Source organism: Glaciimonas sp. OK215 (assembly GCF_057787885.1).
This window is the reverse complement of record NZ_CM173544.1, coordinates 5,430,122-5,452,784: the sequence shown is the minus strand read 5'-3', so window position 1 is coordinate 5,452,784 and position 22,663 is coordinate 5,430,122. Positions and strand designations below refer to the sequence as shown.

19 protein-coding genes are annotated in these 22,663 nt (G+C 56.8%); 12 read left to right on the top strand and 7 right to left on the bottom strand.

All coding sequences use genetic code 11. The annotated features are described in order from the left end of the window. The first annotated feature begins 129 nt into the window (after positions 1 to 129). Positions 130 to 2,253: an acid phosphatase gene (gene acpA, locus AC3CHX_RS25140; protein WP_488630691.1), complete on the top strand. Its 2,124-nt coding sequence runs from the start codon at positions 130 to 132 to the stop codon at positions 2,251 to 2,253. Positions 2,254 to 2,357: 104 nt separating this feature from the next. Here acpA and AC3CHX_RS25135 read toward each other — a convergent pair whose 3' ends face one another. Then, a complete protein-coding gene (locus tag AC3CHX_RS25135; protein WP_488630690.1) occupies positions 2,358 to 2,918 on the bottom strand; it encodes an inclusion body family protein in 561 nt (186 codons plus the stop codon). Between the two features lie 395 nt (positions 2,919 to 3,313). On the opposite strand from AC3CHX_RS25135, the gene AC3CHX_RS25130 reads away from it, so the two are divergent. Continuing rightward, complete coding sequence (locus AC3CHX_RS25130) at positions 3,314 to 4,285, top strand: LysR substrate-binding domain-containing protein (protein WP_488630689.1); 972 nt, start codon at positions 3,314 to 3,316, stop codon at positions 4,283 to 4,285. A 30-nt stretch (positions 4,286 to 4,315) separates the two neighbouring features. Here the strand turns inward: AC3CHX_RS25130 and AC3CHX_RS25125 are convergent, their stop codons facing one another. The 4 genes from AC3CHX_RS25125 to AC3CHX_RS25110 form a co-directional block, all read right to left on the bottom strand. Continuing rightward, positions 4,316 to 5,170 (bottom strand): quaternary amine ABC transporter ATP-binding protein, encoded by an 855-nt coding sequence (locus AC3CHX_RS25125; RefSeq protein WP_488630688.1) that lies wholly within the window; start codon positions 5,168 to 5,170, stop codon positions 4,316 to 4,318. A 6-nt stretch (positions 5,171 to 5,176) separates the two neighbouring features. Beyond that, entirely contained in the window at positions 5,177 to 6,049 is an 873-nt protein-coding gene (locus tag AC3CHX_RS25120; RefSeq protein ID WP_488630687.1) for an ABC transporter permease, read from the bottom strand. Positions 6,050 to 6,072: 23 nt separating this feature from the next. Continuing rightward, positions 6,073 to 7,107, bottom strand: a complete 1,035-nt coding sequence (locus tag AC3CHX_RS25115) for an ABC transporter substrate-binding protein (RefSeq protein ID WP_488630686.1) — start codon at positions 7,105 to 7,107, stop codon at positions 6,073 to 6,075. Between the two features lie 125 nt (positions 7,108 to 7,232). Then, the gene (locus tag AC3CHX_RS25110; protein WP_488630685.1) at positions 7,233 to 8,684 is read right to left on the bottom strand and encodes an NAD-dependent succinate-semialdehyde dehydrogenase; all 1,452 of its coding nucleotides are present in this window, start codon (positions 8,682 to 8,684) and stop codon (positions 7,233 to 7,235) included. 251 nt (positions 8,685 to 8,935) lie between these two features. Here AC3CHX_RS25110 and AC3CHX_RS25105 point away from each other — a divergent pair, with 251 nt between their 5' ends. The 6 genes from AC3CHX_RS25105 to AC3CHX_RS25080 all read left to right on the top strand — a co-directional run bounded on the left by AC3CHX_RS25105 (position 8,936) and on the right by AC3CHX_RS25080 (position 15,867). Then, a complete protein-coding gene (locus tag AC3CHX_RS25105) occupies positions 8,936 to 9,943 on the top strand; it encodes an aldo/keto reductase (protein ID WP_488630684.1) in 1,008 nt (335 codons plus the stop codon). Positions 9,944 to 9,978: 35 nt separating this feature from the next. Beyond that, positions 9,979 to 10,482, top strand: coding sequence for a formaldehyde-activating enzyme (fae, locus tag AC3CHX_RS25100; RefSeq protein WP_488630683.1), 504 nt, complete (start codon positions 9,979 to 9,981; stop codon positions 10,480 to 10,482). Positions 10,483 to 10,527: 45 nt separating this feature from the next. Continuing rightward, positions 10,528 to 11,952 (top strand): aldehyde dehydrogenase, encoded by a 1,425-nt coding sequence (gene aldA, locus AC3CHX_RS25095; protein ID WP_488630682.1) that lies wholly within the window; start codon positions 10,528 to 10,530, stop codon positions 11,950 to 11,952. Positions 11,953 to 12,013: 61 nt separating this feature from the next. Beyond that, the gene (locus AC3CHX_RS25090; RefSeq protein ID WP_488630681.1) at positions 12,014 to 13,261 is read left to right on the top strand and encodes a mandelate racemase/muconate lactonizing enzyme family protein; all 1,248 of its coding nucleotides are present in this window, start codon (positions 12,014 to 12,016) and stop codon (positions 13,259 to 13,261) included. Next, the gene (locus AC3CHX_RS25085; RefSeq protein WP_488630680.1) at positions 13,258 to 14,871 is read left to right on the top strand and encodes a GMC family oxidoreductase; all 1,614 of its coding nucleotides are present in this window, start codon (positions 13,258 to 13,260) and stop codon (positions 14,869 to 14,871) included. The genes AC3CHX_RS25090 and AC3CHX_RS25085 overlap by 4 nt, the downstream gene beginning before the upstream one ends. Before the next feature lie 114 nt (positions 14,872 to 14,985). Then, a complete protein-coding gene (locus AC3CHX_RS25080; RefSeq protein WP_488630679.1) occupies positions 14,986 to 15,867 on the top strand; it encodes an EamA family transporter in 882 nt (293 codons plus the stop codon). A 12-nt stretch (positions 15,868 to 15,879) separates the two neighbouring features. Here the strand turns inward: AC3CHX_RS25080 and AC3CHX_RS25075 are convergent, their stop codons facing one another. Beyond that, positions 15,880 to 16,599, bottom strand: a complete 720-nt coding sequence (locus tag AC3CHX_RS25075) for a GntR family transcriptional regulator (protein ID WP_488630678.1) — start codon at positions 16,597 to 16,599, stop codon at positions 15,880 to 15,882. A 177-nt stretch (positions 16,600 to 16,776) separates the two neighbouring features. On the opposite strand from AC3CHX_RS25075, the gene AC3CHX_RS25070 reads away from it, so the two are divergent. From AC3CHX_RS25070 to AC3CHX_RS25055, 4 genes are all read left to right on the top strand, one after another. After that, positions 16,777 to 18,078: an MFS transporter gene (locus AC3CHX_RS25070; RefSeq protein WP_488630677.1), complete on the top strand. Its 1,302-nt coding sequence runs from the start codon at positions 16,777 to 16,779 to the stop codon at positions 18,076 to 18,078. 59 nt (positions 18,079 to 18,137) lie between these two features. Continuing rightward, positions 18,138 to 18,866, top strand: a complete 729-nt coding sequence (locus AC3CHX_RS25065; protein WP_488630676.1) for a maleate cis-trans isomerase family protein — start codon at positions 18,138 to 18,140, stop codon at positions 18,864 to 18,866. Between the two features lie 13 nt (positions 18,867 to 18,879). Next, positions 18,880 to 20,286 (top strand): dihydropyrimidinase, encoded by a 1,407-nt coding sequence (gene hydA, locus AC3CHX_RS25060; protein ID WP_488630675.1) that lies wholly within the window; start codon positions 18,880 to 18,882, stop codon positions 20,284 to 20,286. Between the two features lie 76 nt (positions 20,287 to 20,362). Next, positions 20,363 to 21,229: a fumarylacetoacetate hydrolase family protein gene (locus AC3CHX_RS25055; RefSeq protein ID WP_488630674.1), complete on the top strand. Its 867-nt coding sequence runs from the start codon at positions 20,363 to 20,365 to the stop codon at positions 21,227 to 21,229. A gap of 98 nt (positions 21,230 to 21,327) precedes the next feature. Here the strand turns inward: AC3CHX_RS25055 and AC3CHX_RS25050 are convergent, their stop codons facing one another. Continuing rightward, entirely contained in the window at positions 21,328 to 22,557 is a 1,230-nt protein-coding gene (locus AC3CHX_RS25050; RefSeq protein ID WP_488630673.1) for an ammonium transporter, read from the bottom strand. Positions 22,558 to 22,663: the final 106 nt, after the last annotated feature.

Below are 22,663 nucleotides of genomic sequence, written 5' to 3'. Positions count from 1 at the left end.
AGGTTAGCGCCTATGTGTGACGGAGCGATGACGCACTCAGATCGGATAAATGGTACTTTGACACACCAAATTCATACCGTTGAAATATTCCGAGCATAGGATGGCGGCTTTTACCGCCCCGGGGGGCTTATGAAGCATACGTTGAAATTGTGGCTGGTGGCGGTGATGTTATCGGCGGGGGTAAGTGCTTGCGGGGGCGGTTCGTTCGGCAATCCCGGCGGCACAACCAGCGGCCAGGTGATCGGTAGCTATGTCGAAAATGCGCAGGTCTGTTTTGAGGACAAGCTCAGGAAAGCGACATGTAACGCCGTTTCCGCAGTCGTCAAGACCGCTGCAGATGGTTCGTTTACGTTGCCGGGGCAAGGGGCGGTAGTGGCAACGATCGATACCGGCGCAATCCGGCATGCGGCACTCGGTGATAGTGGCAGCCACGTCGCGCAGAAGCTGATTTTCCGCGCGCCCGCCGGACACACCCGTTTCGTCAGCGCCATTTCCACCGAACTGGCTGCTGCGATGGACGCCAACGGCGGGAATTTTGCCGACGCCAGCAAACAGCTGGCCGCCAAAATCGGTACCGGCGAAGCCAGTCTGAACGCCGATATCAACCAGCTTTCCGGCGCCGATGCGGTAAAACTGACAGCAGAGAGCGCAGCCGTCAGCGCGGTGATCGCAACTGCCATCGCGCAAGGTCCAAGCGGCGATATGGGTCAAACGCTCAACAGTGCTCTGGCGCTGAGCAACATCCGGAACGTGGTCGTGATCTTCGCTGAAAACCGCGGCTTCGACAATCTGTACGGTCTGTTCCCGGGCGCCGACGGCATCCCGGGCGTGAATCCGACCTCGCGCTCCGCTTACGTGCCGCAAAAAGACTACGATGGCAGCAGCTTGCCGGTCTTGCCGCCGACCTGGGGCGGCATGACGCTGGCCGGTCAGAGCAGGGTGATCACGCAGGCGCAGTCAGCCAATCTGCCGAACCGGCCGTTCCGGATCGACGACGTGAATAGCCCGATTTATATGGCCGAATCGGTGATCACGCGCGATCTGGTGCATCGTTTCTACAATAACCAGATGCAGATCAACGGCGGCAAGAACGATCAATTTGCGGCCTACTCGGATGCCGGCGGTCTCAGCATGGGCTACTACGACGGCAGCAAAATGAAACTGTGGGATATCGCCAGGCATTACACACTGGCCGATCATTTTTTCATGGGCGCGTTTGGCGGATCTTTCCTGTCGCACCAATACCTGATCTGCGCCTGCGCGCCGACCTACCCGGATGCCGATGCGGCGACGTCGCCGGCCAGGAACAGTATCTCGGCCGTCGACGTCGATCCGAATGGCCGTGTAGTGCGTCTGACCCCGGGCACCGGCCATCCGGCTTCGGTGTTGAGCGGCGCGCCGGTCTACCTGCGGGATAGCACGCTCACGCCGAAGGATGCCTCCGGCATGTTCCATGCGGTCAACACCATGCAGCCCGCCTATCAGCCGAGCGGAAATGCCGGCGGCGCGCTTGCAGCGTATGCCGACCCGGGCAAGGCCACCACCTTGCCGCCGCAAACCCAGACCACGATCGGCGATCAACTGAGCGCCAAGGGCGTCGACTGGGCCTGGTATGCCGGTGCATGGAACGCCGCGCTGGCGGATGCGCCGAATGCGAAGCGCAGCGTAATCTACGCCGGCAAGATCCAGTTCCAGCCGCATCACCAGCCATTCAACTATTACCGCCGCTTCGACCCGGCCACGACCGCCGGCGCAGCCGAGCGGGCCAGCCATCTGAAGGACTACGATGCGTCGTTTGTGCAGGATGCCGCGGCCGGCAAGCTGCCGCCGGTGGCGTTCTACAAACCGCAGGGTAATCTGAACCAGCATGCGGGTTATGCCAACATCGCCGACGGCGATGCGCATATCGCCGCAGTGATCGCCCGGCTGCAGGCCAGTCCGCAGTGGAAGCACATGCTGATCGTGGTGACCTACGATGAAAACGGCGGCTTCTGGGACCACGTAGCCCCGCCGAAAGGCGATCGCTGGGGGCCGGGTACGCGCTTGCCGGCGATCCTGGTGTCGCCGTATGTGAAGAAGGGCTTTGTCGATCACACGCAGTACGACACCGCCTCTATCTTGCGCTTCATCACGCGTCGCTACGCGCTGCCGGTGCTGGACGGGATCGCTGCGCGCGACAAGGCGCTGGTGGCCAACGGCGGCCAACCGATGGGCGATCTGACTGCTGCGTTGGCGCTGCTGCCTCAGGAGTGATTAGCGCCGGTGTGCATCAATAGAAAAAGCCTGGACTCCGCTAAGCGTTGTCCAGGCTGCTTGCTATTCGCCAGTCAGGTTGATTGGCAACCGGCTATCTTCTATCAGGTCACCGTGATGGTGGGATCCCAGTAGAAGTATCCGAACAAATTCTGGGTCTCGCCGTCGTCAGCAAGTGTATAGAGTGCAAAGAAAACATAGAAATCTTCGGTTCCGCTATTTCTCACTTTTGAATCGTAGCTGGAGAAATTCAGCTTTGTCTGCAGTGCCGGCAAGCCATTGCCCGATGGTGAGTCCGCGTTTGGCATCACCGCCCCTTTCCTGGTGACCAGATCCGCTACAAATTGATTGAATACGTGATCTCTTTGCCAGTATTGAATACCGTACACAATCACTGCATCGTCCGAATTGTCATAGATCGAAACACCTGTGAACGATACTTCGTCGCCGGGATTCGCCCTGAAATTCAGGTCGGCACTCCCTTGACCGCTGATAACGCCTCTTGAGCCGGTGACGAGCATGAACTGACCGGCGTGGTTGATGCCAGTCGGATGATTTGGGTCTTTGCTTGGGTTTGGGTTGATTTTCTTAACATATTCGGTATCAATCACCACGAGTACATTAATTTGCTGGGAACTTGCTTTTAATATTAAATCTGCAGCCATAATATATCTCCCTCGTTCCTGACAGTTCAGCTTTCAACCAAACCCCGTTTTTTAAAGTGGATTCTGGCCTCCACTATGCGAATCCGAGGACAAATTCTGGCAGTAACATTGCCGCATCGAAACTATCAGTTCGTATAGGTAGAACAAATGGAAAAATGTGCATCCGGCGCTTTCGCGCGCGAAATGGCCGTCATTTGAAGTGTTGACTTAAGGGCAATCCGGGAAGCCATGGCCTCACCCAAAGCTGATCACGAAGGTGCGCCTTACTGCATGTCGGAGGCTGAATGCGAAGGGCAGGAATTGCCCTGGTTTGCTAGTAGAATGCGTACAACTCCGCACATCAAATTTTTATAATTCCGGCGGTATTAACATCAATCCAATTGGAGGAGATCCACATGGACCGCCGCTCGTTACCATTAAACGCGTTGCGCGCCTTCGAGGCCACCGGCAAGCATCTGAGCGTGACCGCCGCGGCTAACAGCCTGTTCGTTTCGCAAAGCGCGGTGAGCCGCCATATTCTGATGCTGGAAGCTCTGCTGGGGGTGAAGCTGTTTGAGCGCAAACACCAGCATCTGGAACTGACCGAAGCGGGCCGCGCCTTGCTGCCGGTCGTGAGTAAATCGTTTGACCGCATTGAGAGCGCTTTAAAAGACGTTCTGAAAGACGGCGCAGCCGCGCGCCGGGTGCTGCACATGCAGATGCCGTCGACCTTTGCGCACAATCTGGCGATACCGATCTTGCGCGAGTTCAAAAACGCCTTCCCGGATGTCATGCTGGATTTGATGATCCCCAACAAGGTAGGCATGCCGGAGTTCAATTGCGACGTTGCGGTGGTGTACTCCAAGCCCGAGGTGAACGATCTGATCGCGGACCTGTTATGGCATGTGCGTCTGACGCCGCTCTGCCATCCGGCGCTGCTGGAACGGGTGGTGCCCGGTGACCTGACCGGTTTCATCACGCAAAACGAGATCGTGCATGTGATTCTGGAAGGTCAGCCGCGCCATCGATTGTGGGAACGGTTTGTGCGGCAGGCCGAATTGTCCAACGTCTCGGTGGACCGCGGCCTGCTGTTTGAAACAGCCAATCTGGCTGCGCAATATGTGATGAGCGGTACCGGCATCGCCATCCTCGATCCGCTGCTGTTTCAGCTGGAACTGCGTAACGGCACCCTGGTGCAGCCATTTGATGTCTGGGTCGACGATGGCTATGGCTACTATCTGCTGACCCATTCCGACGATTTGCTGGACGAAGCGATCGCCTCGCTGCGCTCATGGATGATCCAGCGCTTTGCCAACTCCTCGCTGGAACTCAAGAGTGTGCTGGTGGGGCAGGCACCGCCGAACCTTGCCGCATCCCCCTTGAATTAAACAGATCGTAGTCCAAGCTGCGGGCAAGCGCTATGAATGGTTGCTGCTGCCGCTGGAGCGTTTTTCGACAAAGCGCTTCACATAATCATCGGCGGGCCGGTTCAGAATGTCGTCGGCGCTGCCGACTTGCACCAGCACGCCATCGCGCAGGATGGCAATTTGCGCGCCGATATGAATCGCTTCATCCAGATCGTGGGTAATGAAGACGATGGTTTTGTGGAAACGCTCTTGCAACACCAGCAGCTGATCCTGCATTTCGGCGCGGATCAGCGGATCCAGTGCGCTGAAAGCCTCGTCCATCAGGATAATGTCGGTATCCGCCGCCAGTGCACGCGCCAATCCGACCCGCTGCCGCATGCCGCCGGAGAGTTGATCGGGATAGGCTTTTGAATAGCCTTTCAAGCCAACCCGCTCCAGCCATTCCTGGGCCTTTTCATGCGCCTCCTTCTTTTTGACGCCGCGCGTCAGCAATGCAAAGGCGGTGTTGTCCAGCACCGACCAATGCGGCAACAGGCCAAAGCTCTGAAACACCATGCTGATTTTGTCGCGGCGCAATTGCCGCAGGCCGTCCGCATCCAGCGCCAGGATGTTTTTTCCATCGATCAGGATTTCACCTTGCGTCGGTTCGATCAGGCGATTGAAATGTCGCACCAGCGTCGATTTTCCGGATCCGGACAAACCCATGATCACGGAGATTTTTCCTTCCGGGATTTCCAGTGAAATATTCCGCAGTCCGACATTGCAGCCGGTTTGCTGCAACACTTCCGCCTTGCTCTTGTCCTGCCGCAGCAAGGACAAAGCAGGTTCGGTGTGGGCGCCGAATACCTTATAAATATTCCGTACGGAAATTTTGCTGGAAAGTGAATTTGTAATGGTGGCGGTCATGACGATTTACTCCGGCTTGGTCAGTTGTGAGCGTTGGCGGCGATTCATGCCATAGGCTTGCGTAATGCGGTCGATCACGATGGCCAGAATGACGACGGCGATCCCGGCATGTGCGCCCTTGCCAAAGTCGAGATTAGTCAGTCCCTGCAAAATATCTTCACCCAGACCACGGGCGCCAATCATCGAGGCGACCACCACCATGGCGAGTGCCAGCATGGTGGTCTGATTGATGCCGGCCATGATGCTGGGACGGGCCAGCGGCAGTTGCACCCACATCAGCAACTGGAACTTGGTGGTGCCGAACGACCAGGCGGCTTCGCGCGTTTCTTCATCCACTTGCCGGATCCCCAGTTCGGTCAGGCGGATCAGCGGCGGCAGCGCATAAATCACGGTCGCCAGCACCGCCGGCACTTTGCCGATGGAAAACAGCATCACCGCAGGCAGCATATACACAAACATCGGGAAGGTTTGCATCACGTCAAGCAATGGCAACAATATCCGCGACAGCAATTTATATCTGGCCATCAGGATCCCGATCGGCACCCCGATGACCAAGGAAATGATGATCGACACCAGCATGATATTCAGGGTCTGGATGGTTTTTTCCCACAGACCGAGGCAGCCGATAAAGTAGAGTGCGAGCACAAAGATCAGGCTCAGGCCAATGCGTCGCAACGCGTGATAGCTGATCAGGCCAACCGCCGCCAGTATCAGCCACGGCGGTATCGACTGCAGAAAACTTTCCAGCGGGACCAGCAGATAGCGCAGCATCACGGTGGAAATATCATGCAGCGCATCGCCGTAGTGTTGCACGATGCCGGTGATGCCGGCATTCAGAGCGTCGGAAAATGAAACGGGAATAAAAAATTCGAAAGACATACTGAGTTCCTTCAGGATGGATACTACAGCTTCATTTCCACTTTTTGCGCCACATCGGCAGGAACCCACTGTTTCCATAGCGTCTTGTTCTTTTGCAGGAATTCCTTGGCGACCACTGCGCCGCCGACTTTGCGTTCACCCATCTCGACAATCGCATGATTCACGATATCGCCCGGCACGGAGAACTTGTTAAAGAAGGTGATGATGTCAGGCGCACCCTTGATAAACGGCGTGGAGACACCGATTGTCAGTTTGAAGGATGGGGTGCCGGTACCGCACACGTCGTCAGTGGTGTTGTTTTGTACGGTCTTCCAGCATTTTTCGGTGAATTCCGGCTCTTGTAACTGGACAAATTTGTACTTGCCCATCAAGCCGGCAGGGGACCAGTAATAGAACAGAACAGGTTTGCCGCGTTCATAGGCCGAGGAAATCGTGGCATCCAGCGTGCCGCCGGTACCCGGGCGGAAGTTGGTGTAGTTTGCCGCCATCTTGTAGGCTTTGAATTTCTGGTTGTTGATGCGTTCGCAATCCCAGCCGGTAGGGCAGTTCAGGAAGCGTCCTTTGCCAGGCTCTTCGTCGTCTGTAAACAAGTTCTTGTATTTGGCCAGATCCGCCACCGATTTCAGATCGGGCGCGACCGCTTTGATCCCGCGTTTCGGGTCACCGTGGATGACATAATCGGGGACGAACCAACCTTCCCGCGTACCGCCGATCAGGATATTCCCGACCAGGTCGATCTTGCCGTCGGTACGGCCTTTTTTGATCACGTTGGTGCGGTCCCATTGCTCAACCCAGACTTGCAGGTCGTTGGACACCAGTGCGGTTTCCGTCACCGCGGTGCTGCCGGTGACGCTTTCGGTCTTGCAGCCGTAGCCGTTGGTCACGATGAAATTGGCAATTTCAGTAAAGAATTGCGCGCTTTCCCAGGTGACGCCGGCGAACTTCACCGGTTTGCCTTCAGCGCACCATTGCGGCAGCGCCGTTGCCTGTGCGGCGCTGGCAGTGAATGTAAACAGTGCAGCCATGCCCGACATGGCGATCATTTGCTTCAATTTCATGTCATCTCCTTTGATTATTTTATTCTTCAGCGCGTCCGACTTCTTGCGCGGAATGTGTTGATGCAGCGCTTATATTGAAATCGTTGTCATAGCGCTTTGCCTGCCGAAAATCAGATCGCCGGTTATTAAAGTCCTCCCATGCACAAATACTTCATTTCCAGATATTCGTCGATCCCGTACTTGCCGCCTTCGCGCCCGAGGCCGGATTGCTTGATCCCGCCGAACGGCGCTTCGGCATGCGAGATGACGCCGGTGTTGATGCCGACCATGCCGACTTCAAGCGCCTCTGCGACACGCCAGATGCGGGCCATGTCGCGGCTGTAAAAATACGCCGAAAGACCGAATTCGGTATCGTTCGCCAGTGCGACGGCCTGCTCGTCGCTGCTGAAGCGGAACAGTCCCGCCACCGGCCCAAAGGTTTCTTCCTGCGCCAGTTGCATGTCGGTGGTCGCATTCAGCAGTACCGTCGGCTGGTAAAAGGTGCCGCCCAAGGTATGGCGTTCGCCGCCGGTGGCGAGCCTGGCGCCTTTGGCAAGCGCGTCGGCGACATGCTGTTCGACTTTGTCCAGCGCATCGCTGTCAATCAGCGGCCCCTGCGTGGCGCCGGCTTCGGTGCCGGCGGCCACCTTCAGGGCACGCACGCGCGCAGTCAATTTTTCTGCAAAAGCGTCGTAGACGCTATCTTGCACCAGGATCCGGTTGGCGCAGACGCAGGTTTGTCCGGTGTTGCGAAATTTCGAAGCCATCGCGCCATCGGCTGCCGCATCCAGGTCGGCGTCATCGAACACGATGAATGGCGCATTCCCGCCCAGCTCCAGCGACAATTTTTTTAGTGTCCCCGCCGACTGAGATGCCAACAGGCGTCCCACCGCGGTTGACCCGGTAAACGACAGTTTGCGCACGATCGGGCTGGATGTCAGCTCGCGTCCGATCGCGGCCGCGTCGCCGGTGACAACATTCAGTACGCCGCCAGGAACGCCCGCCAGTTGCGCCAGATAGGCCAGTGCCAGCGCCGACAGCGGAGTTTGTTCAGCCGGCTTGAGAATCATGGTGCAACCGGCCGCCAGCGCCGGTGCCGCCTTGCGCGTGATCATCGCCAATGGAAAATTCCACGGGGTAATCGCGGCCGTCACGCCGACCGGCTGTTTGATGACAAGAATGCGTCGGTCGTTGCCCGGCGAAGGCACCACGTCGCCATAGGTGCGGCGCGCTTCTTCGGCAAACCATTCGATGAACGACGCGGCGTAGACGACTTCCCCTTTGGCTTCGGCCAGCGGCTTGCCTTGTTCGGTGGTCATTAGCAGCGCCAGGTCATCCTGATGCTGCATGACGAGATCGAACCATTTGCGCAAGATGGCGCCGCGCTCTTTGCCGGTCTTGTTGCGCCAGGCCGGCCACGCGGCATTGGCCGCAGCAATCGCCCGCTGCGTTTCGGCCGCGCCCATGTCAGGGACCTCGCCAATCACTGCGCCGGTGGCGGGGTCGGTTACCGAAAAACGTTGATGACTGTCTGCACTAATCCATTCATCGCCAATCAAGGCATGTTGTCTGAGAAGATCTGGGTTATTCAATTGCATGGCGTTCCTTCGATGGGTTTGCAAATATATTCGGCGCAATCGCTGATCCGGGCCAGCAGAATAATTAGATAGTCCTATCGAAATTTGTGATGCGCGAATAATTGCATAAAACATCATTCAGACGCTTTGCCGGTTCTTGTCCAGATCAGCTATGCGTTTTTTAGATAATGCGATCTGTATTTTGTGTTTGTGGTGCGGCGCTGCTTGCTCCTACGATGCTTACTCACCAATTCGATTTGAGGAAGCACTTCATGCAAACTGTTCGCTTCGGCCGTACCGGTCTTAAGGTTTCGCGCTTTTGTCTCGGCACCATGTCGATGGGATCATCGGCATGGAAGGGCTGGGTCCTGGACGAAGACAAATCTGCGCCAATTCTGAAAAGCGCGCTGGACCTCGGTATCAATTTCTTCGACATGGCCGATTGGTATTCGAATGGCGCCAACGAAGAAGTCGTCGGCCGCACCCTGCTCAAGCTGCAGGCGCGCGATAGTCTGGTGCTGGCGACCAAAGCGTTCTACGCAATGAGCGATGACCCTAACGATCAGGGTTCTTCGCGCAAGCATCTGATGGCATCCATCGACCGGTCGCTGAAGCGGATCGGCAGCGATTATGTCGACATTTACATGTTGCACGCCTTCGATCCGCACACGCCGCTGACCGAAACCATGGAAGCGTTGCACGATATCGTCAAATCCGGCAAGGCGCGGTATATCGGCGCGTCGACCATGTATGCATGGCAATTTGCGGAAATGAATGCGATCGCCCGTGAAAACAACTGGACCGAATTCGTCAACATGCAGTGCCAGTACAGCTTGTTATACCGCGAAGAAGAGCGTGAAATGATGCCGTACTGCCAGCACAAGGGCATCGCCGTTTCCACCTTCAGCCCTTTGGCGCGCGGTTATCTGACCGGGATACAAAAAAGCGCCCGCACTGAACACGATCCGTTTCTGTCGCAATTCTTCGGCGATGAGATTGACGTCGAGATCGCCAATCGCGTGGTCAGGATCGCCAACGGGCACGCCGTGCAGCCAAGCCAGATTGCGATGGCGTGGGTTGCGCAAAACAGCCACTCAAGCGTCCCGATGATTGGCGCCGACAGTCCGGAACAATTGCAGCTGGCGGTAGCGGCCGGCGACATCGTATTGAGCGCTGACGAGCGCAGCTATCTGGAAGCACCGTATCGTCCGCGCGACATGATTAACGATTACAACGCAGTACGGCGTCCACGCGCGGTACATCAGTCGGTCAATCAGTAATATTTTATTCACTTATAACGAGACAAGGCATTCACATGATCAAGGTCGGAGAAGGTTTTTGCGGGAGCGGTCCCAACGCCGCACATATCAATCTTTTCGTAGGTCCGAAAAACGGTCCGATGGGCGGCGCAGTAGTCACTGCCGCCAGCATGCCGGGTCCGGGCCATATTCCATTTCAAACGGTATTGAAACCCAACCTGCCGGTCAAGCCGACGACGCTGTTTATCGCGAAGGCGGTATTGACCACGCCGAATCACGAAAATATGACCTGGGGCCCGGCCCAGGCCGGCGTTGCCTACGGCATGACCCGTGCCTTGCTGGACGGCGTATTGCCGCCGGAAGCGGAAGACGAGTGGATCGCAGTGGCGGCGGTGTGGGTCAATCCGGTTGCCGACGATGCCGATGAAGTCTACAAGAACAATTGCGAGGCGACCTATCTTGCGGCGCAACGCGCATTGTCCACCGGCTGGCCTAGCCGTACCGAACTGGCCGCAGCGCTGACGAGTATTTCGAATCCGTTCTACACGCCAAAAAAATAGGGAAACAAACGCAAGGCCGCGCCCAACCATGTAGAGAAGATGGACATGCAAATCTATAAAAATTTCATCAACAATCAATTTGTTGCGCCGCAAAGTGACGACACCATACACGTGGTCGACCCTGCCACCGAGGAACTGATTGGACAGGTGTCGGCGGCGACATCGATAGAAGCGATGCATGCCGCAGAGGTTGCCGCTGCCGCGCAAAAAGCCTGGCGCAAATTGCCGGGCGTTGAACGCGGCAAATACTTGCATCGCCTGGCCGACGCCTTGGTCGCGCGGGGCAGTGAGATCGGTCGGGCGCTGGCGCTGGAATCAGGAAAAAGCCTGGCCGATGCGACCAGCGAGGCCATCTATGCCGCCGAAATAACCCGTTACCACGCAGAATGGGGACGCCGCATCGAGGGCGAAATCATCCCCAGCGACAGTCCCTCGGAAAACCTGCTGTTGCAGCGCGAGCCAATCGGGGTTGTGGCCTGTCTGATCCCGTTCAATTACCCGGTGTATACGCTGCTGCGCAAGATCGCTCCGGCGCTGATTGCCGGCAATACCGTGGTGGTGCGCCCGAGTAACCACACGCCGTGCTCCGCGTTCGAGATTGCCAGAGCCGTTCTTGATGCACAGATGCCAAGCGGCGTGATCAACATCCTGACCATGCGCCACTCGACCGCCGCAAGCGTCTGCACCCATCCCAGCGTCGGCATGATTACGCTGACCGGAAGCGTCGCCGCAGGGCGCAAGGTGCTGGAATATTCGCAAGCCAATATTGCCAAATCTTCGCTGGAGTTGGGTGGGAAAACGCCGGCCATCATTGCGGCCGATGCCGACCTTGAAAAGGCTGCCGGTGAAATTGTCGTGTCGAAAACCACCAATTGCGGCCAGCTGTGCACGGCAGTCGAGCGGGTGTATGTCAACCGCAATGTCTATGGAAAATTCATCGCATTGCTCAAAGAAAAATTGGGCTGCCGTCCGTACGGAAACAGAGCGCACAATCCGGATGATATGGGCCCACTGATCAATCAGGATGCACGCCGGCATATTCATCAGATGGTGAAGCGCGCGGTTGCCGCCGGTGCGACGCTGGAGTTGGGCGGGTTCATTCCTGAAGGCAAAGGATTTTTCTACCCGCCGACGCTGCTGACCGACTGTCGTCAGGACATGGAAATCGTCCAGGAAGAAATTTTCGGCCCGGTGCTGTGCGTGCTGGCATACGACACCATCGAAGAAGCCCTGGCGCTGGCCAATGATCACCAGTTCGGCTTGTCCTCGGTCCTGTATACGGAAGATTACCGCTCGGTGATGCTGGTGGCGAACAATATTGAGGCTGGCGAACTGTACATCAATCGAACCCCGGCGGATCCCTATCAGGGTTATCACGCGGGATGGAAGCGTTCCGGCCTGGGCGGCGACGATGGCAAACATGGCATGCTGGAATTTACCCAGACGCGCCTGGTGGTAATGAAGTACTGAAATGACGCTTTGCTTATCGTCTATCAGAAGAGCATGCAATTATAAATAGTGGGTGGAAAGCATGAAAATTGTTTCGATGAAGTCGCATGTGGTTGCCGTGCCGCCGCCCTATTTCGGCGGCATGTACTGGATATTCGTGACCATCAAAACCGATTGCGGGATTGAAGGCATTGGCGAAGTGTACGCCTCGACCTTTCATCCGAAGGTGATGGTCCCGGCGATTGACGATGTGTTCGAGCGTTATCTGCTGAACCATGATCCGCACCATATCGAGAGATTCTTCCGTCAGGCGTATTCGAGCGGCTTTACCCAGCGTCCGGATTTGACCATGATGGGGATTGTCAGCGGTCTGGAGATGGCCTGCTGGGACATTATCGGCAAGGCGGCCAACAAGCCGGTGTACGAACTGATTGGCGGCAGGGTCCACGAACGCCTGCGCTCCTACACGTACCTGTACCCGAAAAACAGCAAGGGTGAGTATGACTATGATGATGTCGATCTTTCGGTGGCGTGTGCGGTCGAGTTGATGGAAAAGGGATTTACCGCCCTCAAGTTCGATCCGGCCGGTCCCTATACCAGTTATTCCGGCCATCATATTTCTTTGGAAGTACTCGACAAATCGGAAGAGTTTTGCCGCAAGATTCGCGCCGGGGTGGGAAGCAAGTGCGATTTGCTGTTCGGCACGCATGGACAAATGACGCCGGCATCGGCGGTGCGGCTGGCCAAGCGCCTTGAAAAATACGATCCATTGTGGTTTGAAGAACCGGTCCCGCCAGGGCAGTCCGACGCCATGGCCGTGGTTGCGGGCAAGACCAGCATTCCGATTGCGGCGGGCGAACGCCTGACGACCAAATACGAGTTCTTTGACTTGCTTAACCGCGGCGCTGCTTCGATACTGCAAATGAATCTGGGCCGTGTCGGCGGCATCCTGGAAGCCAAGAAGATTGCCTCCATGGCCGAAGCGTATTACGCGCAGATTGCACCGCATCTCTACAACGGACCGATCGGTGCGGCGGCCAGTATCCAGCTCGCCACCGCCACGCCAAACTTCCTGATCCAGGAAAGCATCCTGACCTGGGAGGGCTTTCATTCCGAGATCCTGAAGAAACCTATCCAGTGGGAAGACGGCTTCATCATTCCATCCAAGGAGCCTGGGCTGGGCGTTGAACTCAACATGGACGTGGTCGCAGCGCACTCGCCCTACACCGGCGACAAGCTGCATATTTCGATGGATCCGAAGCCGTTTGACGTGAAGGAGCAGTCGTCGGAGAGTTGGAAAAAACGCTGGAGTGCGGGGGAGTCGGAATGACGTTTGATTTCATCATCGTCGGCGCCGGTTCGGCCGGATGCATTCTGGCGAATCGCCTGAGCGCATCCGGCAAGCACAGCGTCCTGTTGCTGGAGGCGGGCGGCAAGGACAGTTCCTGGTGGCTCAAGCTGCCGGTCGGTTTTGCCAAAACCTATTACAACCCGCAATATAACTGGATGTACAGCACCGATCCGGAACCGCAAATGGCGGGCCGCAGGCTGTACGCGCCACGCGGAAAAGGCCTGGGCGGCTCAGGCAATATCAATGCCATGATCTATGTGCGCGGCCAGCCTTGCGATTTCGACGATTGGGAAGCGGCCGGCAATCCGGGATGGGGATACCAGGACGTACTGCCGTATTTTAAAAAACTGGAAGCGCATCCGCTCGGCGATACCAAGTATCACAGTTCGCAAGGCCTGATTGGCATCACCCAGATGAAACAGGGCGCGCACCCGATTTGCGACGACTATCTGAAGGCTTGCGAAGAACTGGGATACCCGCTCAATGACGACTTCAATGGCGCCAGCTTCGAAGGTGCGGGCATTTATGAGGCAAATATCCGCAAGGGAAAACGTGACTCAAGCAGTTTCGCGTATCTGCATCCCGCACTGACCCGGCAGAACCTCAAGGTCGAGCACAATGCCTATGCCGAACGGATCATCTTTGACGGCAACAAGCGCGCGACAGGCGTCTCGGTGCGCCAGAATGGCGTTAGCCGAATCTTCAACGCGAACAAGGAAGTGATCCTGGCCGCCGGTGCGGTCGATTCGCCAAAGCTGCTGCAGTTATCCGGTATTGCCGATGCGTCGTTACTGGCCAGACATGGGATACCGCTGGTGCAGCATTTGCCGGCGGTCGGCCAGAACCTGCAGGATCATCTGTGCGTGTCGTTTTATTTCCGGGCCAACAAAAAGACGCTGAACGATGAACTGGGATCCATCACCGGCCAGGTAAAGGCGGGCATTGAATACATGCTCAAGCGCACCGGTCCGCTGGCAATGAGCGTGAATCAGGCGGGCGGATTCTTTAAAGGCAGCGGCAAGGAAGCGCATCCGAATCTGCAGCTGTATTTCAATCCCTTGTCATACGAGATACCCAACGATGCCAAGGCAAAATTGAAGCCGGATCCCTATTCGGGTTTCCTGCTGTTCTTCAATCCTTGTCGCCCAAGCAGCCGCGGTTCCATTGAAATTGCTACAACCGACCCGACTGTTGCGGCCAGGATCAAACCAAATTACCTGACCACCCGGAAGGATATCGACGAGGCTATTCAAGGCTGTCAGTTGATTCGCAAACTGATGCAGGCACCTGCGCTGCAACGCATTACTGTCGAAGAGGTAAAACCGGCGGGGGAGGTGACCGACGAAGCGAGCATGTTGCGCTTCTTCAGAGAGCAGGCCGGATCGATTTATCACCTGTGCGGCTCCTGCGCCATGGGCCCGGATCCGGAAACGTCTGTCGTATCGCACCAGCTGAAGGTGCATGGCGTGCATGCTCTTCGGGTCGTCGATGCTTCGATTTTCCCGAACATTACGTCCGGCAATATTAATGCGGCGGTGATGATGGTGGCGGAAAAAGGTGCGGAAGCGATACTGGCCGACTTTCATTGACGCGGTTCGACAGCCGGGTCATGCGCAACATTTTATTTTGAGCGGCACAACCGGCACGCCCGGTTGATGCCACGTCGCCTCACGGCCTGATCTGCTGCGCTCACATGGCGTTGTATGAACCACAGAATTCTGTTTCCCGTCGCATTAGCGGCTATTTATTTTATCTGGGGTTCTGCGTATCTGGTGACGCATGTAGCGTTACAGGCGTTCCCGCCATTGCTGTTATCGGGGATGAGAAATTTCCTGGCCGGCAGCATCCTGTTGGTGATGTTGCGGCTACGCGGTGTGCCGCTGCCGGTCGGTGTTGAATATCGCGGTGCAGCCGTGGTCGGCGCATTGATCGCCATGAGCAATGGCATGATAACGATCGGCATGCAGAGTGTTGCGACCGGTGTGGCGGCCATCATGGTGGCGACGGTGCCGCTGTTTGCCTCGTTGATTGCGGCGGCAACCGGGCTGCGGGTGCGCTGGCCGGAGTGGCTGGGGATTGCGCTGGGTTTATTCGGCGTCGGTTTGTTGAACTGGCAAAGCGGGATGGCGGCTGTCAATGCCGGCAACGCCGCCATCCTGGTTGGCGCATTGTGCTGGGCGCTTGGCACACACCTCTCGACACGCGTGCGCTTGCCCGCGAACCTGATGATGGCGACCGCCATGCAAATCATGTTTGGCGGCGCAATCGTGGGAGCTTTCGGGTGGCTGACGGGCGCACGTATCGAAGGTGTTATCGGTGCCGGTCCCTGGCTTGCATTCAGCTATCTGTGCGTATGCGCGTCACTGTTGACTACCTGCGCCTACATGTATTTGGTGCGGCATGCTTCGCCTGCGATTGCCGTCAGTTATGCGTATGTCAATCCGGTGGTTGCGCTGATGCTGGGAGCGTTGTTGTTGCGGGAGCGCGTCACGTCGCAGACCCTGTTCGCGATGCTGATTATTCTGGCATCGGTCGGTCTCGTCTTCTGGGCACACTATTACCGCCAGGCCCGGTCAATCCGGTAAGCCTCTGCTAGATCATCGGCGCGGAAGTTGATGCAAGGCCTTCATCACTTCCCGCGCAGTATGTTCGGAATGCTCGCGCAGCAAGCGCGGGAGCGCTTGCCTGTCCGCCGAGCGCAGGGTCTCGATGATGGCATCGTGTTCGGTCAACGATTCTTTCCAGCGCAAGGTATCCGCATTGGCAACGCCGCGTGCGCGGTGAATTTTTGTCATGAGGCCGGCATAGATGCTTGACAGTACCGGATTGTCGGCAGCGTCCACAATCATCTGATGGATTTCCTGATTCAGCCGGTAATAGGCTGTCCGCTTGCCATTCTGGTGCGCCGCGATCATCGCATTGTGTTTATGCTCGATGGCCGACAATGCAGCGGCATCCAGCCGCGTGCCAAGATGCTTCCCCGTAATGTCTTCCAGACCATGCAGCACTTCGAATATCGATGCGATCTCATCGATATCGATTTCGGCGATGTGATAACCCAAATGCTGGCGATGCGTGATCAGACCTTCCGCTACCAGAACTTTTAGCGCTTCGCGCAACGGTGTTTTGGAAATCTCGAAATATTCGCACTGCTCTTTTTCCATGATGCGGCTGCCGGGCGCCAACTCGCCCTCCTGAATCATTTCGCGCAGGCGATCTGCGATGGCAGTGTAGAGCCCGTTACGGCGCACGCCGCTGCCATTGCCGGCAACGGGTTTCGCTTTCGATTTTGTTTTTACTTCGGCGGCAATCAGCATGGCATTTCACATCGGTTTTGATGAAAAATCTTAACACAAAGCATAAAGTAAATTTAATAACGTTAAAAATCAATGATTTACAATGCTTGTAATTATAGATTAAGTATTATATGCTTTCGGCTACAGAGAGAATACTCTGCATGGGCAAGCTGAAGTACCACTACAACTGGAGACAAAATGCGCACCTCAACAGATGCCGTAGCGATAGAAGCCGTAGGAAAAACCACCGTACGCTGGAAGATTTTCTTCATGATGTTGTTGTTGATTACGATCAATTACGTCGACCGGGCATCGCTGTCGGTCGCCATGCCGTTGATCGCGAAGGAGTTCGATCTCGGTCCTGCCATGCAGGGTTTGATCCTGAGTTCGTTTTTTTGGACTTATGCCGTCATGCAAATTCCCGGCGGCATGCTGGCCGACCGCTTTAAGCCACGCATCGTGATCGCGATCGCCACCATTTTCTGGGGCGGCTTCCAGGCACTCGCCGCGATCTGCAGCAGCTCGACCGCATTGCTGCTGACACGGCTTGGCCTGGGGATGGCAGAGGCCCCGATCTATCCGGCCGGCGGCAAGTTGAACGCCATCTGGATGACGCAAAACGAGCGCGGCCGGGGCGCTACCTTGCTGGACGGCGGGGCGCCGCTGGGCGCTGCGCTCGGTGCAATCCTGATCACCTGGCTCATCACTGTACTCGGTACCTGGCGCATGGCCTTCGTGGTGGCTGGTGTCGGCACCGTCATGGCCGGCTTGCTAGCCTGGTATTACATTCGTAACAACCCGCGTGATCACGCGGGTGTCAACGACGCTGAAGCCAGCTATATCGAAGCAGCGCAGGCGCACGAGTTCAAGCAGGAGCCGGCTAACCTGAGCGGCCGTTCGCTGGATTTTTTCAAGCACCGTTCCGTATTGTTCATGTTCTTCGGCTGGATGTGCTTTAACTCGGTGTTCTACGGTTTGCTGACCTGGATGCCGAATTACCTGAACAAGGTCCACGGCTTCGATATCAAGCAAATGGGCGGCGCCAGCTTCATCATCTTCTTCTCCGGCTTTGTCGGCGAGTTGGTCGGCGGTTACATTGCGGATAAATGGAAAGCTGCCGGCGGCAAGCCAAATACAGTCTTTCGCACCTTGTTTGGGATCGCCGCCGTGATCGCGACGCTTTCCATCTTCTCGGTGGCCTATACCACGAGCCCCACGGCGGTCGTCGTGCTGCTGTCCTGCACCTTGTTCTTCATTCGCTGGTGTGGTCTGTACTGGTGCATTCCTTCCATTCTCGGTACCCGCGACAAAGTCGGCTTTCTCGGCGGACTGATGAATCTGGGCGGCAACATCGGCGGCATTTGCGTACCGATCATTGTCGGCGCGATCGTGCAAATCACCGGCTCTTACTTTCTGGCATTGATGTTCTTCGCGGCGGCCGGTGCCGGATTGTTCGTCTGCTCGACCAGCATCGATTACGAGAAAAAAATTCCAATCTGAATCAGCGCAAATCTTCATAAAGAAGCGCAACACCATCCTTATTTTCTGGAGCAATTGAAATGACTAAACGCACTCTTCTCGGCATGTTGACCCCTTCTTCCAATACTTCGCTGGAGCCTATTACCAGTGCCATGATCAGCGGCCTGCCTGGCGTCTCGGCCCATTTTTCGCGGTTTACCGTGACTGAAATTTCGTTGCGCGATCAGGCGCTCGGCCAATTCGACGACAGCAAAATCATCGAGGCAGCCAAGCTGCTGGCGGACGCCAAGGTCGATGTGATCGGCTGGAACGGGACGTCGTCGGGATGGCTCGGGTTCGAGGCCGACCAGCGCCTGTGTCAACGCATTACCGAAGCGACCGGCATCCCGGCCACCACTTCGGTGTTGGCATTGAATGAAATTCTGGAAAAGACCAATGCCAGGGATTTCGGGATGGTCACGCCCTATCTGGACAACGTGATGGAAAAAATAATCGAGAATTACGGCCGCTCCGGCTTCAACTGCATGGCCGAGCGTCACCTGAATCTGCATGTGAATTTCTCTTTTTCGGAAGTCACCGAAGATCAGATCCGCAGCATGGTGCGTGAGGTGGCCAGCAAGGACCCGAAAGCGATTTCGACCTTCTGTACCAACCTGAAGGCTGCGCATCTGGTACCGGAACTCGAGGCCGAAACCGGCATCCCGATCTACGACACGATCTCGACCGTGGTCTGGAAATCCCTGCGCATGGCCGGCTACGATACAACCAGGCTGACCGGCTGGGGCCGTTTGTTCCAAGAAGTCCTATAAAGAAAGGCGCATCATGACAACAGCGTTCGACCTGGTTATTCGGAATGCCGACGTGGCGACGGCGTCTGATCGATTTCAATGCGATATCGGAATTCGCGACGGAAAGATCGAAGCACTTGGGCATAAGCTTGCGGCTGGCGCTGAGGAAATTGATGCGACCGGTTTACTGGTACTGCCGGGTGGCGTCGATGCCCACTGCCACCTGGATCAGCCGATGCCGGATGGAATGCGGATGGCCGACGATTTCTTTACCGGCACCCGTTCGGCCGCTTGCGGCGGCACCACCACCGTGATTCCGTTCGCGGCGCAGGCCAAGGGCGGTTCGTTGCTTGCCGCGGTCGAGGATTACCACGCCCGTGCGGCGGATAAGGCCGTCATCGATTATGCCTTCCATCTGATCGTGGCCGACCCGACGCCGCACGTTCTGCAAGAGGAACTGCCGAGCCTGATCCGGCAGGGCTATACCTCGTTCAAGATCTACATGACGTACGACGACCTGAAGCTGAACGATCGCCAGATTCTGGAAGTGCTGGCGGTCGCGCGCGAACATAAGGCGCTGGTGATGATCCACGCGGAGAGTTCCGATTGCATCGGCTGGCTCACCGAACAGCTCAGCAACGCCGGTCACACCGCACCGAAATATCACGCCAACTCGCGGCCGATGGCAGTCGAGCGGGAAGCGACGCATCGCGCCATCACATTTTCAGAACTGGTCGATGTGCCGATTTTGATCGTGCATGTTTCGGGCCGCGAAGCCATTGAGCAGATCCGCTGGGCGCATGGGCGCGGGCTGCGCATTTATGCGGAAACCTGTCCGCAATATCTTTTCCTGACCGAACACGATCTCGGCGGCGAAGGCTATCACGGCGCCAAGTGCGTCTGCAGCCCGCCGCCACGCGACTTTGAAAATCAGAAGGCGGTCTGGGACGGTCTGAGCAACGGCGCGTTCAGCATCTTTTCATCCGATCATGCGCCGTTCCGCTATGACGACGCGCAGGGTAAAAAACTGGGCGGCAAGGAACAGCCCTTCCAATACATTCCGAACGGCATACCCGGCCTGGAAACCCGTCTGCCCTTGTTGTTTTCGGGCGGTGTGATGGCGGGGCGCATCGACGTGCATCAGTTCGTCGCGTTGACCTCGACCAATCCGGCCAAGATATACGGACTGTATCCGCGCAAGGGGTCGATCATGATCGGCGCCGATGCCGATATCGTCCTGTGGGACACCACGCGCAAGGTGGTGATCGAGAATGCGCTGCTGCACCATGAGGTCGATTACACGCCGTATGAAGGCAGCACGGTGCAAGGCTGGCCGGTGCTGACGCTGGCGCGCGGCAAGGTGGTCAGCAAAGACCAGGCCTTCGTCGGCGCAGCGGGCAGCGGCCATTTCCTGCCTTGCGGAACGCCGTCTATTATTTAACGCGCATGCCCAGCATTTCATAAAATAAGGGCATGCTAAAAACAACGAATGACTGTGCCGGGAAAGGTGATGAAACATGAAATTGCTACGTTATGGCGCCAAAGGAAAGGAAAGGCCGGGACTGGTCGATGCCGCTGGCCGCATCCGTGACTTGTCGGGGCTACTGCCGGATATCAGCGCTGACTGGCTGTCACCGGATAAGTTGGCATGGCTGCAGAACATCGATGTGGCCGGATTGCCGGCGGTGGCGGAAGCCGGGCGAATTGCGCCGCCATACGATGGCATCGGCAAGTTCATTTGTGTCGGGCTGAACTATGTCGATCATGCACTGGAAGCAGGCTTGCCGGTACCGAAGGAACCGATATTATTCCTGAAAGCCACCAGTGCCGTGGCCGGTGCCAATGATCCGATCGTGTTGCCGCGTGATTCCCAAAAAGCCGATTGGGAGGTCGAGCTGGGCGTCGTGATTGGCAGCAAGGCCAGATATGTCGGCGTAGCGGAAGCGTTGCAGCATGTTGCCGGTTACTGTGTGTGCAATGACCTGTCTGAACGCGCATTCCAGCTAGAGCGCGGCGGGCAGTGGGACAAGGGCAAGGGCTGCGATACGTTCGGTCCGATCGGCCCATGGCTGGTCACTGCGGACGAAGTGCCTGATCCGCAACAGCTGGAGTTATGGCTTGAGGTAAACGGGCGGCGCTTCCAGAGCGGCCACACCCGCAACATGATCTTTAGCGTGGCCCATCTGATTTCCTACATCAGTGGTTTCATGACGCTGTATCCCGGCGACATCATCAGCACCGGCACACCAGCGGGCGTCGGCATGGGACAAAAACCCAACCCGGTGTATCTGCAAGCTGGCGATCATATCCGGCTTGGGATTACCGGTTTGGGTGAACTGAACCAGAAAGTGCATGCGTGGAATGCCGCGCTGATCGATGGCTGAGGTGTGTGCTGAACTTCCCGATCGGGCAGTTCAGCAGTAATCCGCACACGTTTAATCTTCAGCTATAACCCCGCGCTTTCATCCAACCTGCTTGAACGCTAACCGAGCATGGATTCGTAAGCATCTTCGCCATGCAGCTCTTCGTCCATGCGATCTTCCAGCGCGGGATCGACGCGCACCGGCGTAAACAGATTGATCAGCCACAGCATGCCGTAGGTGAAGGCAAACGCCCAGATACCGGAAATGATCACGGCGGCACATTGCGTGAAGAAGAAGGAGCTATTCCCCAGCAACAGTCCGTCGGCCCCGCCGGCGTTCCAGGCCTTGGACGCAAACACGCCCAACAGGATGGTGCCGGTAAGGCCGCCGACCCCGTGCACACCCCAGACATCGAGTGCGTCATCCCAGCCCAGGCGGTTTTTAAGCGCAACCGCGTAGAAGCAAATCAAGCCAGCTAAAATGCCGATCAACGCGGCCGAACCGAGCGACACATAACCGGCCGCCGGGGTGATGGTGGCAAGACCTGCCACGCCACCTGTCAGCAGGCCGACAAATTTAGGTTTCTTATGATAGAACCATTCGATAAACAGCCAGGTAATCGCGCCAAAGGAAGCGGCGATGTCAGTGTTCAGGAAGGCCGAAGCAGTGACCGCATCCACCCGGAACTCGGAGCCGGCATTGAAGCCGTACCAGCCGAACCAGAGCAGACCCGAGCCCAGTGCGATCAGCGGTACATTGTGCGGCTTGAGTTCGACTTTTTTGCGGCGACCGACGTACAGCACCGAAGCCAGCGCGGCAAAACCCGCGGTGTTGTGGACGACGATGCCGCCCGCATAGTCCAGCACGCCCCACTTGGCAAACAAGCCGTCAGGACTCCACACCATGTGGACAAACGGGAAGTACACGAAGATCAGCCAGCCGGTCAAAAACAGGAAGTAGGATTTAAAGGTCACGCGATTGGCAAATGCGCCGGTGATCAGTGCGGGCGTGATGATGGCGAACATCATCTGGTAAGCCACATGCACGATGAGGGGAATACCGGCATCGTTGCCGGTATACATGGTCTCCAGCGTGATGCCGCGCAGAAAGGCATAGTAAGTCGGGTCGCCGATGATGCCGTGCCAGCTAGGGCCGAAGCTCATCGAATAGCCGAACGCAAACCAGAGTACCGTGGTCCAGCCCAGCGAGATAAAGCTCTGCATCATGATGGCCAGCACATTCTTGCGCCCCACCAACCCGCCGTAAAAGAATGCGAGCCCGGGGGTCATCAGCATCACCAGACTCGAACAGAGGAGCATGAATGCTGTGTTGCCAATATTAAGTGTCATCGTAAGGTCTCAGTATGTTGTTTTGCGGCAATGTTGTTGGCGCTATATGGAAAGAATTTACAGGCCGTCGCGATGTTTTCACGGCCCGATGACGCCGTCAATATAG